Genomic DNA, 14,967 nt, shown 5'->3' on the forward strand with positions numbered 1-14,967 from the left:
TCGTGCCCCGTTCCGGCCCTTCTCCCAGGTGTCGGCTCTACGCCTGGGAGAGCGCGGACCTCTTGATCTTGCCAGACTCGGTCTTGGGCAACGACTCGCGGATCTCGACCAGCTTCGGCACTCTGGAGGTTTCCAATCGGTCGCGGCAGTGGAGCCGGACCTGCTGGTCCGTGAGCGTCACCCCATCGCGTGGCACGACCGTCGCTTTGATCGCCATCCCCTCCACGGGGTCCGGGACCCCGACGACGGCGGCCTCGCTCACGGCCTCCAACTCGTAGAGGACGTTCTCGATCTCCTTGGGGCTGATCTTCTCGCCCCGACACATGAACATGTCGTCCGTGCGGCCGACGAAGTAGAGAAGCCCTTCGTCGTCCATCCGGAACTGGTCGCCCGTGTGAAGAACCTTCTCGCCCGAGATCTCACCGTCGCGTAGCCGCTCCGCGGTCTCCTCCGGCTTCCCCCAATACCCGCGCATGACGTTCGCACCGCGGACGACGAGCTCACCGACCTCACCCGGCGGCACGCGATGACCGTACTCGTCGACGATGTACACCTCTGTGTTCGGCATGGCCGTGCCAACCGACGAGATCTTGTCCGTGAGTCGAGCCGGATCCAAGTACGACACACGCGTGCACTCGGTGAGTCCATACATGGAGAAGATGTCGGCCTGGGGAAACAACTCCTGGAGGCGACGAATGTGCGCCGGCGCGATGGGCGCCGCGGCGTTCGTGAGGTATCGAAGGTGGGAGAGATCGAGGTCGTCGAACGGCGCCACTTGGACCATCGCCGCGAACATTGCAGGCACTCCGGGAAAGCCCGTGACTCGGTATTGCGCGACCCGGTGCATCACATCGCGTGGATACGCGAAGGATCGCTCGATGAGCACCGCGTAACCGACTCGCGCTCCCGCGAGCACCTGGAAGAGCCCGTAGCTGAACGCCATTGGCAGTGCGCACACCACGACATCGTCGGGCACGTTGGCGAGGTACGTCGAGATCGCCCACGCGTTGTTGCGCATCGTACGGTGGGTGAGCATCACTCCCTTCGGATCACCCGTGGTTCCCGATGTGTAGATGATGGCGCCGAGATCGGCGTCGATGAGACCAGGAGTCGCCACCGGGCTCGCAGGCGCCTGCATCACCTCCTCGAACGCGAGCCCGAACGGGGCCCCGGCCGGGAGCCCGCCGATCCAGATGGCGGCGCCGACGGTCGGCGCGGCGACCAGCGCGGGGACGATCACTCGGGCGATCCGCGAGTGAACCACCAAACAGCTCACGCCGCACTGGCTCAAGATGTAGGCAAGCTTGTGCGCCTTCATGGTCGGGTTCACCGGCACGAACACACCGCCGGCCTTCAGGATGCCGAACAGAGACACCACCAGCTCAGGCGAGTTCTCGAGCATGACGGCAACCCGGTCGCCGCGGCGTATCCCGGCGCTTTGCAACGCGCAGGCGAGGCGGTCGCTCTCGCGATCGATCGCGGTGAAGCTGTGCACGTACCCGTCGGCGATGAGGGCGGTTGCGCCCGGGCGACGCGCCACGGCCTCAGCGAGAAGGTCGTGGACTAGGATGCGGTTCCCTCCACGTCGGCACGATGACCGGCTCCGTGTACGAGCTGGCGGTCGACGAACGTCGCCAGTCGCTCGACCGAGTCCAGGTTGTCGGCGATGAGATCTTCCTCGTCGATCTCGAGCGCGAAGGTCTCCTCCAAGAAAGCCACGATCTCCATGACGCCGGTCGAGTCGATGACGCCGGACTCGATCAGTGAATCCGCGTCGCCAAATCCGTCGTCGTCCCCGAACAGGAAGCTCTCGACGATGTACGCGTGGATCCGCGCCGCCGTACCGAGCTCGTAACCTCCGTCCGGCGAATTGGTCAACGGTCACGCCTCTCCTCGCGGCACACGTCGGACCGTCCCGCGATGCGCGCCCATCTCGCCGGGAGGACGTTACCACTCCCCGCGGCTGGCCTTCGACGCTGAACGCGCTGCGTGAGCACCGAGGGCGCGCCTAATGTGGCAGACGCGCTCGCCAGACCGAACCGAGGGCAAGGAGGAGGCTGGATGCCCGGACCGAAGTCGAGACTCGAGCGCATGGCCAGGGTGCTGAACCGGGCGGCGATCGTGCTCCTGGTGCTCTTCGTCGGTGCCGCCATCGGTGCTGTGCAGTACGTCGACACCGAGTTCGAAGGCAACGTGAGCGTCTTCCGGTACCTGCTGACCATCGCCACGGCGGCTCCACTGCTCGTCGCCGCAATCGTCGCGTGGGTCGGGAGCGTCATCGTTCGAGCCCTCGGCCGCGTGCGGGGAAGCCTCCTCGACGCGCTGCTGCGCGACGAGGAGGACCCACCAGAGCAGCTGGCGCCTGGCTCCGACCTGACCCCGATCGGCCGCTAGCGCCGCAACTCGGCGGCCACCGGTCGCGGAGGCTCGACGGGCTCCCCGAGGTCGATTTCTTGTGGCCCGCGGCAGATCCTTCAGACGTGGCCCGCGTCTGGGTGTACGCGACGTGGCGTCGCCGCGTTCCCCGGCGCGAACTCTCGAGCGGCGCAGCGCGCGCCCGCCGGTCGCGGGAGTGGTCGCGTGGGCGGGAATCTGCGATTGTACAATCACAGGTTCTTCCCCCCTTAGGAGGTTCGGTGGCCGAGCGCAGCGGTCCGATCGGGCTGGCCTCGGTCGTGCCGACGCCGGTCGAGCCACTCGACGGGCCCAGGGTGAACGCGGCTCCCGACAGCGCTGGGAGCTCCCGGGTCGTGAGGCTCGGGGCGCAGCTCTCTGCTGATATCGCTGTCACCGAATCTGGGATCGCGCTCATCTACCGTGCGCTCGACCGGCTCGTCGACGAGCTCGGCCTCGAGGACGCCGCGCTCGTCGTCGATGACGCCGAACTCGGGCGGCAGGTGTTTCGCGCCGGGCGCCGCGGGCTGCGGGAAGACGAGATGCGCCTCATCGACCTGCCGTCCGGGCTCTACACCTCGCCGCCCATGCCGGACACGAGCTTCGACGCCTCGCTGCTCGCGAGCCTCTCGCTCGTCGCCCTGCGCCTCGACTTGCAGCGCCACGACTCGGCCCACGACCCGCTGACCGGGCTGTACACGCGGGGAACGTTCACTCGCCTGCTCAACACCGCGATCGCGCGGAGCCGCCGGCTTGGATGGCGGTTCGCGCTGGTGCTCGTCGATCTCGACGATCTGAAGTCGGTGAACGACAAGTATGGACATCCGGCCGGTGACGCGGCCTTGCGCGCCCTCGCCCAGTACCTGCGAACGGCACTCCGGCTCAGCGACGACGCCGCCCGCATTGGGGGAGACGAGTTCGCCTTGATCCTTCCCGAGACGGATGCCGAGCAGGTCGCGCGGCTCTTCGAACGGATCGACACCGATGACGATCAACCGGTACCGCGATTCTCCTACGGCGCGGCGATCTGCCCGACCGATGCCACCGACTCGGATGAGCTCCTCGCGCTCGCGGACCAGCGCCTGTACGACGCGAAGCGACGGCGGGCATGACGATCGACGAGCTCGAGCTCGAGCTGCGGCGGCTCGACGGTGTCCACGCCGCGGGCTTCGCGGAGCAGGACGATGTGCTGTGCGTCCAGGTCTGCGTGGACGCGGACGTCGACGATGCGCTCGTCGCGAAGGCCACTCGGATCGCGGCCCGCCATGCGGAGGGGCTCGTGGCCGTAGAGCTCGTCCGAGCAAGGCCACCCACGCCGCAGGAAGCGCCGGGCAACGGCGGATCGGGCTCGGACGGGTCGGCGGCCAGTACCGGTGCGGAGGTCGTCGTCGTGCGGCCCGACCCCCGGCTCGAGCTGCTCGCGATGCTCGTCTTCCCGGAGACGAACGAGCTCGAGGTGCACATCGCGTTCGACGGGCGTCGGATCATCGGCCGGTCCGACGCCGACCGCGAAGTCGCGGGTGCCGTCGACGCGACACTCGAGGCTGTTGGCGAGTTGATTCCTGAGTTGGCGTTCACGCGCAACTGGGCGCGGCCGCTCGGCACCGCCCCCGACGAGGCATCGGTCATCGTCGTGGGGCTTGGCGACCCCGAGTCCGGTCAGATGCGCTACGGCATCGCGCGGGCCGAACGCATCCCGGAAGCAGCTGCGAAGGCGACGCTCCACGCGCTGAACCGAACGATCGCGCGCGAGCTGCGCTGACGGGTGGTGATCAAGTGACAGCGGTCGCAGGCGATCCGGACGAATGTGCGTCCGATCCCGGTCTTCGCGTCCACCTCGACGAGACTGCTCCGGCCCGAGCGCAGCGTAGACGGCAAGCAATGCCATGACAGACGTGCGAAAGCGCGAGTAAGAGTCGGCCGGAACATTACGCCGGCCATTGAGGGCTGGCGTTGTCTTTGCAGATCCCACTCTTCACACTCGCGTCGCTATGCTCTCGCCAACGCGTTCCCCCACGACGAAGTCGGCTATCGACCACCTCGAAAACCCCGGAGTCGAGTTATGAGATTCGTCGTCACCGGCACAGGCCGCAGCGGAACTGGTTACGCATCGACCGTGTTCACGACCGCCGGCATTCGATGTGGCCATGAGGAGTGGTTCAACTACCGTGCGGGCGTACGGGACCTTCAAGCCATGCCGAGGAACCGCCGAGTTTCGAGGCTCGCGAGCCCCGCATTGCGTGTCCGCGAAGAAGTCCGGCGCCGACGGTTACCCATCGCCGGAGACGCTTCTTGGATGGCGGTCCCACGCCTACCAGGCTTCCGAGGCACGGTGTTCCTTCAGCTTCGTCACCCCCTCAAGGTCATCCAAAGCCTGGTGGACATGCGCTTCTTCACCGATGCTGCGCGTTACGTCCCGTACCGACGCTTCGCCGCCATGTACTTCGACATCCTTGGCGACGATCTCCTCGATGCCATGCGGTGGTGGGTCGAGTGGAACGCCGCCGCCGCCTCGTACGCCGACCTCACCTATCAGGTCGAGCGCATCGACGCAGAGCTCTTCAGCTCCATGCTGGAGATGGTCGGCGTCGTGGACTCGCACGACGCCCAACGCCGGGCCGAGCAAGCCATCGCCCACGTGACCCGAGACATCAACGCCGCGACGCGAAAATCAACGGAATCTCGTCCACCTCTGTCGTGGGAGGACCTGCCAGCAGGAGATGCACGGGAGAGACTGGCGGAGGCAGCTCGCTCGTTCGGGTACACGCCGGACGATCCCGACGTCTCCAGGTAGGTATGAACACGGACGGCATCGGCGGGTCCGCGACCCGAATGTGAGCCCACGACTCCCGCGGCTGCGTCGCTCGATGTCGTATCACGCGCCCGCCCGTCGCCGGACCGCCCCGGTCGCCGTCGATCGAGCCGATCTCGCATCACCAGAGCGCCCGACGATGTAGGTTTCGATTCCTTCGATCGCCGGGTCACGCCGGGATGACACGCCGAGGTGTGCCTCAAGCGCTCGGCGCGCGGGAACAGGGTCGCCGTCCCGCCGGTCGACGATAACTACAACATCGGCCTCGTCGCGCGCGCCGATGATCCGATCCAGTTGCCGCAACGCAGCGTTCTCAGTCCTTCGGCGGGGGAAAACGACCGTGGGACAGCCCGAGTACCACCGGATCTGCGGACCCCGGAAGTTGCTGATCACCACGCAGTCGCTTCTGAGGGAAGCGCTGAGCGCGAGCCCAGCGTGCCGAGTTCGTTCGTGACCGTCTCGCTGGCCGAGGTCATGGACCATGAGGGCGGAGAGGCTTGCGATCGCTATCACGACGAACACAGTTACGGCCTTCTTCCATATACCACGCGGCACGCGGCACGTCAGCTCCGACAGGCCGAATGCACCGGCGATCACGAAATAAGGGACGGCAAGACTGAGATACCTGGACTCACCGTGATTCAACGTCATCGCGAGAAGGAAGACGGTCGCGAACCCGGTCGCGATCGGGACCACGAAGCCCTCCTCCACGCGCTTCTCCCGGACCGACCGGATGGCGCCGAGAACCAGACCGACCACCATGACCGAGAAGAACACGTAACCGAGCAACAGGGACGTCTTCCCCAGACTCGCCGCGCCGAGGTAGCCGGGCAGCTGTCGGGCGAAGTCGGTGAACGATTGAAACGCCTCGAATTCAGCGGTCTGCGGAAGGCTGTAGGCCGCGATGTACGGAGACTCGTCTGATCCGGTCAACCACGGAACGAAGAGGATGGCAGCGGCCGAACCGGCGATGCCGACCGCCAGGAGGGCGATTCGCCTGAGAAGCTGGCGTGTCGTGCGCCATCGGTAGAGCAGGATCGCGGCGCAGCCGACCGCGATCGGGATGGGTGATCCGAATCGGACGTACGTCGCAACGATCGACAGCGGTATCGCCCAGTAGATCCACCGTCGTACACGACCGTCAGCCGTGCCATAGGCCACGACGCACATCACGCCCATGGAGAGCACCGCGCCCGGGACGTCCGGCCACAAGTACGTGCTGGAACGGAGATACCCCGGGCACAGGGCGAGGAGCACTGCGGCGAGCAGTGCCACCCGTTCACCCGCCAGCTGACGCGCGAGCAGCCAGGTGACGACAATGCCTGCGGCACCGAACGCCAGCACGACGACGTGCATTGACAGTTCGCTGTCTCCCACCACGACGCCCGCCGTGAGGGCGGCGGGGAACCCGGGTGCACGGAGATCGTGCCAGAAGCGATCTGGGCTCGTGCCGTCGACCATGTCGCGCGCGCGCTGCGCGTACACGGACTCATCGGTTCCCAATGGCGGTTCGCTCGAGACCCACGCGATGCCGATCGCGAGGAATCCGACGACGAGTGCCGCCAGGATCACCGCGGGGTAAGCGGCAATGCGTGCAAACGAGCGGTCGCCCCCGGCTTGCTCCGATGTTGCGTCTCGAACTGCGACGCTCATCGGCACCATCGAATCATGAACGGCACCAACAGTCTCTACGACAACGAGAGTCTCGCCACGGGGGCCTCGGGCTCTGATTTCTCGCTAGTAGGCCAGATAGGCCCTGATCGTGCGGGCGATCCGGACGATGTCCTCTTCGCGGAGCTCGTAGTAGAAGGGCAGACGCAGCAACCGAGAACTCATGGCTTCGGTGACCGGCAAGCTTGGCGTAGCACAACCCAACTTCTTGGCCATCGGAGAAGTGTGCAGGGGAACGTAGTGGAAGACGGCATGAATGTTCCGCTCGGCCAAATAGTTCATGAGCCCGTCACGGATCTCTTCGTCGGGTAGCAGGACGAAGAAGATGTGTGAGTTGCTCTCACAGTGTGCGGGATGCTTCGGGAGACTCAGGAGACCAGCGCGTTCGAGCGGCGACATGTGCTCCACATACCAGTTGTAGATCTTTCCGCGAAGCGCCAGTAGAGAATCCATGACTTCGAGCTGCGCGTAGAGAAACGCACAGAGGATCTCGCTTTGCGCAAAGGAGGAACCAACGTCGACCCACGTGTACTTGTCGGCCTGGCCGCGGAAGTACTGCTGACGATTCGTGCCCTTGTCGCGCAGGATCTCGGCCCGTTCCACCAGCGCCGGATCGTTGATGCACAGAGCGCCGCCCTCACCACTCACGTAGTTCTTGGTCTCGTGGAAGCTGAAGCAACCGAGATCCCCGATCGATCCGAGGGCCCGACCCCGGTACCGGGCGTTGACCGCTTGCGCTGCATCTTCGATGATCCGCAAACCGTGATCGTCGGCGAGCCGACAAAGGTCGTTCATCTCGGCTCCGACACCGGCATAGTGGATCGGGAGGATCGCCCGGGTACGAGGTGTGATCGCGCGCTCGACCTCCTCCTCGTCGATGTTGAGCGTGTCAGGTCGGATGTCGACGAAGACCGGGCGACCACCTGCTCTCACCACTGCGGACGCAGTCGAGACGAAGGTGAACCCCGGCATGATCACCTCGTCGCCGGGCTCGAGCTCGCACAGCATGGCCGCCATCTCGAGTGCGGCGGTGCACGAAGTGACCATCAAGACCCTGCGGATGCCGAATCGCTCCTCGAGAAGCCGACTGCACTCACGCGTGAAGGCACCGTCGGCTGCGATTCTCTCGTACGTCACGGTCTTGGCGATGTGATAAAGCTCCCGGCCGGCGATGAACGGCTTGTTGAACGGGATGACCGCGTCACCCGCCTCGGGCGTCGGAACCGGCCGGATCGGCACGTCCCCCCAGGGGCTCTGCTCAGGACCGAGCCCAGGAGGCACAGCAGCGTCGAGGGTCGTCAGGACCGTCGACTCCGCCGCCGTCGCTGCGCGCTCAGATTCGCGGTCGAATTCGCGTTGCATCGCGTCCATGGAAGCCTCTTCTTACGCTCCGAGATACGCGGGGGTCACGGCACCGGGAGGCGGTCGGCCGGCACTGCCTCAGGATCTCGCTGCAGGTTCAAGGTCGTCCGGACAACGTATAGCGGCCGGTTCTTCGTCTGGTCGAAGGTCTTGCCAACGTAGATCCCGGTCACACCGATGCACACGAGGATGACGCCCGTCGTGGCGAGGTTGAGCACGACGACAGAGGTCCAACCCTCCGCAAAGCCGTCGATGAGGTAGGCGACGACGAGGCCGAGGATGGCAACGATCGACAGCCCGACGAAAGTGAAGCCACCGATGATCGTGAGCCGCAAGAGTCGCTGGGACTGTGACGTGATGCCGATGATCGCCTCGTGCACGAGCTTCGCGAAGGTGTAGGAGCTTCGCCCTTCCGGGCGCTCGTAGTGCTCGATCTCGATGCTCGTGCTCTCGAATCCCAGCCATCGCAGCAAGCCCAGATAGTGCCGGTAGTAGTCGTTCATCCGGAGAAACGCGTCGACCACTGGGCGTGTGAGGAGGGAGTAGTTGCCGATGACACTGTCGCTGCGCACGGTCGGCTCGTTCACGAGGAAGTTGAGGATCCGGTGGAACGCGCGGCCGAAGACGTTGCGCTTCCCGCCGTGAGCTCGTCGGTTCTTGCGGGTGAACACGACGTCGTAGCCCTCGAGGGCCTTCTCGTACAGAACCGGGATGTACTTCGGATGATCCTGGAGGTCGCAGTCGAGGACGATCACATATCGGCCGTTCGCGGCGTCGAGCCCGGCGGTCAGCGCGTAGTGCTGGCCGAAGTTCCGACTCAGCTGGATCCCCTTGACTCGGGAATCCCGCTTGCAGTGCTTCTCGATCTCGCGCCAGGAACCATCCGGGCTCCCGTCGTCGACGAGGATGATCTCGAAGTCTTCGGTCACCCCCGCCGCATAGAGTGCGATCTGCTCGACGAGCGCGTGGACGAGCGTCTCGCCCTGGTACACCGGGCTGACGATCGAGAGCTCGATCGAGCTTGTGGAAACGGTACCCGTGCCCACGCCGGCCTCCCTGCCTTGTGCATGTGTCCCGATGCTGACACAGCAATCTCACTCAGCGCAAGTTGATGAGCCGCCGTAACCACGCTGCGTGACAAGAAACCGTCGTCAATGGCCCGTCAAGCGCGAGGAAGACCAACAACAGCGGTCGAGCCAAAGGCCCGTCACCAGCGGGCGTCGTCGGCTCTCCTGCTCGGTCTTGAGACGAGCGTCGTAGTGTAGGGCACCGACCGTTGTACTCGTGCTCGAGGCGAAGGTCCCATGCTCAAGCCGAAATGCGCAGGCCCAGACCAGCGCATCATGCTGCCAGTCACCGAGAACATCGCGGGTCGATTGGTGCGACTGCCGCTCTCCCCCAGTTCGACGACGCTGATGTCGACCGCGCGCGCGAGGCCGTTACGACGCCCGTGACGAAGTCCGCCTGAGCAAAAAGAGCAAGCGGTGCGGGCGGTGATCACCCAGTCCAACTACATCCCCTGGAAGGGGAGTTTCGACGTCTTCGACCGCGCAGACGTCGTCGTCCTGTACGACGACGTGCAGTACACCCGGCGTGACTGGCGGAACCGCAACAAGATCAAGACTGCCCAGGGACTGAAGTGGGTCACCGTTCCGGTGAGCGTCAAGGGTCGCTACGAGCAGAAGATCAACGAGGTCGAGATCTCCGACCCCGCGTGGGCGAAGAGCCACTGGGGCTCGATCACCGGCGCCTACGCCGAGGCTCCGCACTTCTCCACGTATCGCGACCGCCTGCTCGCCCTCTACGAGCAGGCCTCGAAGTTGACGATGCTCTCGAAGATCAACCACCTCATGCTCACCGAGGTCAGTCGGTGGCTCGGCATCGACACCGCCTTCCACTGGTCGACGGAGTTCGCCGCGGCGGGTGCACCGACCCAAAGGCTCGTCAACCTCTGTCGTGAGCTCGGGGCGACGAGCTACCTCACCGGCCCGGCTGCGAAGTCGTACCTCGAGGTCGACGAGTTCGAACACGCCGGGATCACCGTCGAGTGGATGGACTACTCGCACTACCCGCCGTACCCCCAGCTCCACGGGCAGTTCGAGCCAGCGGTCAGCGTCGTCGACGTGCTACTCAATTGTGGCAACGACGCGCCCAACTTCATCCTCGGGAGGAATCTTGAGCACTGAGGCGACACGACCGATCGTCATCTTCGGAGCGACGAGCCAAGCCCGGCTGGCCGCCCACTTCTTCGCGACCGACAGTCACCGCGAGCCCGTCGCCTTCACCGTCGATGGGGCCTACCTCGACGAACCGGAGTTCAACGGCCTGCCTGTCGTCGCCTTCGAAGAGGTCATCGATCGCTACCCACCCGACGACTACGACATGTTCGTCGCGCTGGGCTACACGGACATGAACCGCCTACGAGCGTCTAAGTACGAGGCGGCAAGGGAGAAGGGCTACCGGCTCCCGAGCTACGTCAGCTCCCGCTGTACCTACCTCAGCCAGTACGAGCCTGGCGACAACTGCCTCATCCTCGAGGACAACACCGTCCAGCCCTACGTCCGCATCGGCAACAACGTGACGCTGTGGAGTGGCAACCACGTGGGCCACGACGTCACGATCGACGACCACGTCTTCCTGACCAGCCACGTGGTCGTGTCCGGCTTCGTCCACATCGAGTCGTACTGCTTCCTCGGCGTCAACGCCACGCTGCGCGACGACATCACGATCGCCGAGGCGACGCTCGTCGGCGCGGGTGCGGTGATCATGTCCGACACCGAACCCGCAGGCGTCTACATGCCACCCCGGACCACGAAGCTCGACAAGGCCAGCTACGAGCTCAAGATCTCTGGCTGAGGTGACCCAACGCTGGCGCAAGTGCGGCTTGGTGTTTTGCCCGGCGGGCGAACGCGACTGGCTCGCGGGCTACGCCGCAGTCCCGTTCATCGACTGGATCGACAGGCACCGCTGCTACGTCTTCTTCTCGAGCCGGGCCGGCGACAACCGCTCCTACACGGGCCGACTCGTGCTCGACATGCGCGAGCCCCGACGACCCGTCGAGATCGACCTCGACCCCGTGATGAGCCCCGGCGACCCCGGGTTCTTCGACGCCGACGGGGCCATGGGCACCGAACTGATCAGGGTCGGTGAGCGCCGCTACCTGTACTACATCGGATGGAACCGGGCTCACGTCGTCGCGTTCCGCAACGCGGTCGGCCTGGCGATCTCCGACGGCGGCGGCTCTTACGCCAAGTACTCCGACGGACCCCTGCTGGACCGCAGCATCAACGACCCGTGCTTCGTGGCGAGCAACTGCGTGCGGCCATGGGAGAACGGCTTTCGCATGTGGTACCTCTCGTGCAAGCGCTGGGTTCGCAGACCAGACGGGACGTACCAACACCACTACAACATCGCCGTTGCAGATTCCCCTGACGGGATCGCGTGGTCGCCCACGGGCCGGACCGCGATCGACTTCGAGCACGACGGCGAGTACGCCATCAGCGTGCCGAGGGTCCTCGAGCGCGATGGCGCGTATTCCATGTGGTACTCGTACCGAGCCGGACCGTTCGGCGACACGTACCGCATCGGCTACGCAGAGTCGACCGACGGCGAGAAGTGGATTCGCCAGGACCGCGAAGTCGACCTACCGCCGAGCACCGACGGTTGGGATTCCGAGATGGTCTGCTACCCCTATGTCTTTCCCTATGAGGGCCGACTCTGGCTGCTCTACAATGGCAACGGGTATGGCGCCACGGGGTTCGGCTTGGCCGTGCTCGACGACTGACCATCAGCCGCGAGGGTCGCTCGTGGTTGCCCCTGACGACTTGCTCGTCGCGTGGAGGTCAGCGGCATCGATCCACGTACTCGTACATCCTCTGAGGGTAGGTGCCACCTCGTGTCCGAGTTAGCCAGATTGCGGGCGGCAGGGTGGACCGTGCCTGCCGGCGACTCAACGGGAGTCCGACGGGTGGGAGAGTGCGCTGTCTCGTACCCGAGCGAGGGTCTCGCCGCACTTGGCCTTGACGGTGGCCAAGGCCTCTGGTTCGACCACCGAGCCGACCAGGTGGCTGAGGTGCTGAGACGCCGACGGGTCGGGGCGATCTGGGACGTCGGGGCGGGTGCTGGTTCGATGTGTCGCAGACTTGCCGCCCGAGGCATCGAGGTGGTCGCCGTGGAACCACTGCCACTTGGTGCAAAGGCCATCGCGGCGCAAGGCATCGAGGTGTTCGGCGGCACGCTCGAGCAGCTCACGTTGCCCGACGGCTCACTTGGGGCAGTCGGGCTCTTCGACGTCATCGAGCACGTCGCAGACTCGCGCCCGCTGCTCGACGAGGTCCACCGTGTCCTTGCTCCGGGGGGAGTGCTGGTCGTGACTGTTCCAGCCTTCAACTGGCTGTGGAGTGACGAGGACACTGTGGGCGGACATCATCGTCGGTACCGGCGAGGGAACCTCGATGCCGACGTTGGCGCGCGCGGTTTCGTACGTAGAGACACGAGATACATCTTCGCAGCGCTCGTTCCGGTTGCTGCGGTGTTGCGCGCACTGCCGTACCGCCTCGGCCGACGACGATCGACGACTGAGATGCTGTCTTTGGTCCCCAATCAGCTCGCTCCGTCGCCCGGTGTCGACCGGTTTGCGCGAGCCGTCCTAGCGACCGAGCGGTGGATTGCCTCTCTCGTGCCACTTCCGTTCGGGCTCAGCGTGCTCGGTGTGTATGAGCGACGGGCTGATGAGTAGTCGCCAGGAACGGTCGGAGTTGGCTGGAGCGCCGGCGGCTCCTACAGCCGTTCTGCCTTCACTTCTCCTGCGTGCTCGCAAGCCGCTGCGCCAACCGGCCGCCGTTCAGCCCGAGGGGACGAAGCGGGCCAGACCGAGCCCATCGCGGCCGTAGCTGTTGCCGCAGTAGAGCATCCACAGGTCCTCACCCCGCTCGAACACGTGCGGGTAGCACTGCTCCGCCGCATCCCACTCTTGTCGCGGTCCCAGACAGAAGAGGTCATCGCATCGCGTCCAGGCCGCACCGTCAAACGACACGGCGTACCCGATCCGGTAGCGGTCGCCCCGCGTGCAGTACCACATGTGGTACGCGCCGCTTCGCACGATGACCGATGGTCGAGAGATGCTGTGTTCCCCCAACTCCTGCGCATCGATGCACACGATGTCATCGCGAACCCACCGCAGGCCGTCGTCCGAGGTTGCCAGCTTGATCACATAGCGGTGCTTCGGTTCGTCTGCGCTGTGGCCCCAACCTCGGAACGTCGTGTACCACATCAGCCAGCGGTCGGCTTCTGCTCGAACGAAGCACGAACCCATCGAGAGGTAGTCCGCGTCGGTCCGCTCGAGGATCGGCGCCCGCGAGACTCGCTCGAACCGTCCCGCCTCACCGAGCCGGGCGAGCCCGATGTGGTTCTGGAAGGGCGTCAGCACCGTCGGCATCCAGCCGGTGTAGTAGAGGCGGGTCTCCCCGCTCGCAGTCACCACACACGGATAGGACACACCGTTCTCGTCGAAGGCACCGAGGTCACCGAGACCGAGGACGGGCTGCTCCTCGACCTCGAGCCGCCGCGTCGGGTGGTCGAGGTCGAGGACGCCGCGTCCGATGAGCGATCGGTTGTCGGCATCGCGTCCGGTGACGAGCACCTCGACTCGAGGGGACGTGGCATCAGCGGGGATCGCACAGGCGGCGCCGGTGAACCCGTGCATCCAGGGGATCGAGCCGTCGGCGAGGGCGATGCGGTCAAAAGCCTCCCAGCGCCCACGCAGCGGTTCGGGACCCGTCAACCCTGTCCGGCTTTGTACAGGCGCTGCTCGGGGGGACGGTAGAACTCGTCCATCGCCGACGGAACCCGGACATCGAAGCCGAGCACCCGACGCAACCGGTCGCTCGCTCCATCGAGCAGCGCGGGGTCGATCAGACGTGGGAAGTCGTACCGCGGCTTCATGAATGAGCGGCAGCCATAGACCGTCAGGCCCGAACGGTCGCGGTCAGTCGAGTTCACGCCTCCCGCGTGCCAGACGCGGGGGCTGAAGAACACCGCGTCACCCGCTTGCCGGCAGACCCGCACGGCACCGGCATAGAACTCGTCTTCGTTCGGTCGTTCGGGGCTGGTCACATGAGAACGAGGCAGGTAGTAGGTGGCACCGTTCTCGTTGGTGAACTCGTCCAGCGCGATGGTGATCACTGCGCCAAGGGGATAGCCGGGGGAGAGGCGGTGGGTGTCGGTGTGGATCTTCGCCGTGTACTGGTCGAGGTGCGCGATGGCCACCGTCGACGTGAACGAGTAGAGAGTCCAGAACTCACCGAGGATTGCCCCGAAGAGCCGGTCGATGACGTCGTTCTCGAGCAGCCGGAAGAACGGCCCGCCGTAGTGGGCCAGGTCGAGGGCGATGAACCGCTCCTTGCCTGGCAGGTGGCGATAGCGGTCCCAGTCGGCGTCCAGTGCGGTCGTCACCGCGTCGCGGAGCTCGGTGATCTCCGGTTCGGCCACGACCCCGGGTACAAGGGAGTAGCCCTGCCGCTCGAAGTCGGCGCAATGGCGCTCCACGTCGAGATCCAGGGCGACCTCAGCCATCACACTGCTCCTTCCGATGGTGGACAGGCATCCTAGGGTGTCGTGGTTGCCCTCGCGGGCGTGAACGACAGCTTGATGGACGCCAGGGGAGGCGGATTGATGGTGTCCTGGGGCCAGGCGGGAATGAAGGGTCGCGAGTTTCCGCCGAGCGACGT

The 14,967-nt window shown here is 65.5% G+C and carries 15 protein-coding genes; 8 read left to right on the forward strand and 7 right to left on the reverse strand.

Annotated features, from left to right (window positions below):
* Positions 1-37 precede the first annotated feature (37 nt).
* Positions 38-1,540, reverse strand: a complete 1,503-nt coding sequence (locus WEE69_14920) for an AMP-binding protein (GenBank protein MEX1146592.1) — start codon at positions 1,538-1,540, stop codon at positions 38-40.
* A gap of 23 nt (positions 1,541-1,563) precedes the next feature.
* A complete protein-coding gene (locus WEE69_14925) occupies positions 1,564-1,878 on the reverse strand; it encodes an acyl carrier protein (GenBank protein ID MEX1146593.1) in 315 nt (104 codons plus the stop codon).
* 183 nt (positions 1,879-2,061) lie between these two features.
* Between WEE69_14925 and WEE69_14930 the strand changes: the two genes are divergently transcribed.
* The 4 genes from WEE69_14930 (at position 2,062) to WEE69_14945 (ending at position 5,188) form a co-directional block, all read left to right on the forward strand.
* Positions 2,062-2,394: a hypothetical protein gene (locus WEE69_14930; GenBank protein ID MEX1146594.1), complete on the forward strand. Its 333-nt coding sequence runs from the start codon at positions 2,062-2,064 to the stop codon at positions 2,392-2,394.
* Between the two features lie 242 nt (positions 2,395-2,636).
* On the forward strand, positions 2,637-3,506 hold the full coding sequence (locus WEE69_14935) for a GGDEF domain-containing protein (protein MEX1146595.1): 870 nt from the start codon (positions 2,637-2,639) through the stop codon (positions 3,504-3,506).
* The gene (locus WEE69_14940) at positions 3,503-4,156 is read left to right on the forward strand and encodes a hypothetical protein (GenBank protein ID MEX1146596.1); all 654 of its coding nucleotides are present in this window, start codon (positions 3,503-3,505) and stop codon (positions 4,154-4,156) included. Before WEE69_14935 ends, WEE69_14940 begins: the two co-directional genes overlap by 4 nt.
* 534 nt (positions 4,157-4,690) lie before the next feature.
* Positions 4,691-5,188, forward strand: a complete 498-nt coding sequence (locus tag WEE69_14945) for a hypothetical protein (GenBank protein ID MEX1146597.1) — start codon at positions 4,691-4,693, stop codon at positions 5,186-5,188.
* 81 nt (positions 5,189-5,269) lie between these two features.
* On the opposite strand, the gene WEE69_14950 is transcribed toward WEE69_14945, so the two are convergent.
* The 3 genes from WEE69_14950 to WEE69_14960 all read right to left on the reverse strand — a co-directional run bounded on the left by WEE69_14950 (position 5,270) and on the right by WEE69_14960 (position 9,285).
* Positions 5,270-6,859 carry a glycosyltransferase family 39 protein gene (locus WEE69_14950; protein ID MEX1146598.1) on the reverse strand — a complete coding sequence of 530 codons (1,590 nt, stop codon included), beginning with the start codon at positions 6,857-6,859 and terminating at the stop codon, positions 5,270-5,272.
* 84 nt (positions 6,860-6,943) lie between these two features.
* Positions 6,944-8,239 carry a dTDP-4-amino-4,6-dideoxygalactose transaminase gene (rffA, locus tag WEE69_14955; GenBank protein ID MEX1146599.1) on the reverse strand — a complete coding sequence of 432 codons (1,296 nt, stop codon included), beginning with the start codon at positions 8,237-8,239 and terminating at the stop codon, positions 6,944-6,946.
* A 44-nt stretch (positions 8,240-8,283) separates the two neighbouring features.
* Positions 8,284-9,285 (reverse strand): glycosyltransferase family 2 protein, encoded by a 1,002-nt coding sequence (locus WEE69_14960; protein MEX1146600.1) that lies wholly within the window; start codon positions 9,283-9,285, stop codon positions 8,284-8,286.
* 438 nt (positions 9,286-9,723) lie between these two features.
* Between WEE69_14960 and WEE69_14965 the strand changes: the two genes are divergently transcribed.
* The 4 genes from WEE69_14965 to WEE69_14980 all read left to right on the forward strand — a co-directional run bounded on the left by WEE69_14965 (position 9,724) and on the right by WEE69_14980 (position 12,977).
* Positions 9,724-10,425, forward strand: coding sequence for a WbqC family protein (locus WEE69_14965; GenBank protein ID MEX1146601.1), 702 nt, complete (start codon positions 9,724-9,726; stop codon positions 10,423-10,425).
* Positions 10,415-11,095, forward strand: a complete 681-nt coding sequence (locus tag WEE69_14970; GenBank protein ID MEX1146602.1) for an acetyltransferase — start codon at positions 10,415-10,417, stop codon at positions 11,093-11,095. Before WEE69_14965 ends, WEE69_14970 begins: the two co-directional genes overlap by 11 nt.
* Position 11,096: 1 nt before the next feature.
* Complete coding sequence (locus tag WEE69_14975) at positions 11,097-12,023, forward strand: hypothetical protein (protein ID MEX1146603.1); 927 nt, start codon at positions 11,097-11,099, stop codon at positions 12,021-12,023.
* Between the two features lie 288 nt (positions 12,024-12,311).
* Positions 12,312-12,977, forward strand: a complete 666-nt coding sequence (locus WEE69_14980; GenBank protein ID MEX1146604.1) for a class I SAM-dependent methyltransferase — start codon at positions 12,312-12,314, stop codon at positions 12,975-12,977.
* A 105-nt stretch (positions 12,978-13,082) separates the two neighbouring features.
* Here the strand turns inward: WEE69_14980 and WEE69_14985 are convergent, their stop codons facing one another.
* Both WEE69_14985 and WEE69_14990 read right to left on the reverse strand, forming a co-directional pair.
* Positions 13,083-14,021 carry a hypothetical protein gene (locus WEE69_14985; protein ID MEX1146605.1) on the reverse strand — a complete coding sequence of 313 codons (939 nt, stop codon included), beginning with the start codon at positions 14,019-14,021 and terminating at the stop codon, positions 13,083-13,085.
* A complete protein-coding gene (locus tag WEE69_14990; protein MEX1146606.1) occupies positions 14,018-14,812 on the reverse strand; it encodes a phytanoyl-CoA dioxygenase family protein in 795 nt (264 codons plus the stop codon). Before WEE69_14990 ends, WEE69_14985 begins: the two co-directional genes overlap by 4 nt.
* Positions 14,813-14,967: the final 155 nt, after the last annotated feature.

The organism is Acidimicrobiia bacterium (assembly GCA_040881685.1).
Lineage (GTDB): Bacteria > Actinomycetota > Acidimicrobiia > IMCC26256 > PALSA-555 > SHVJ01.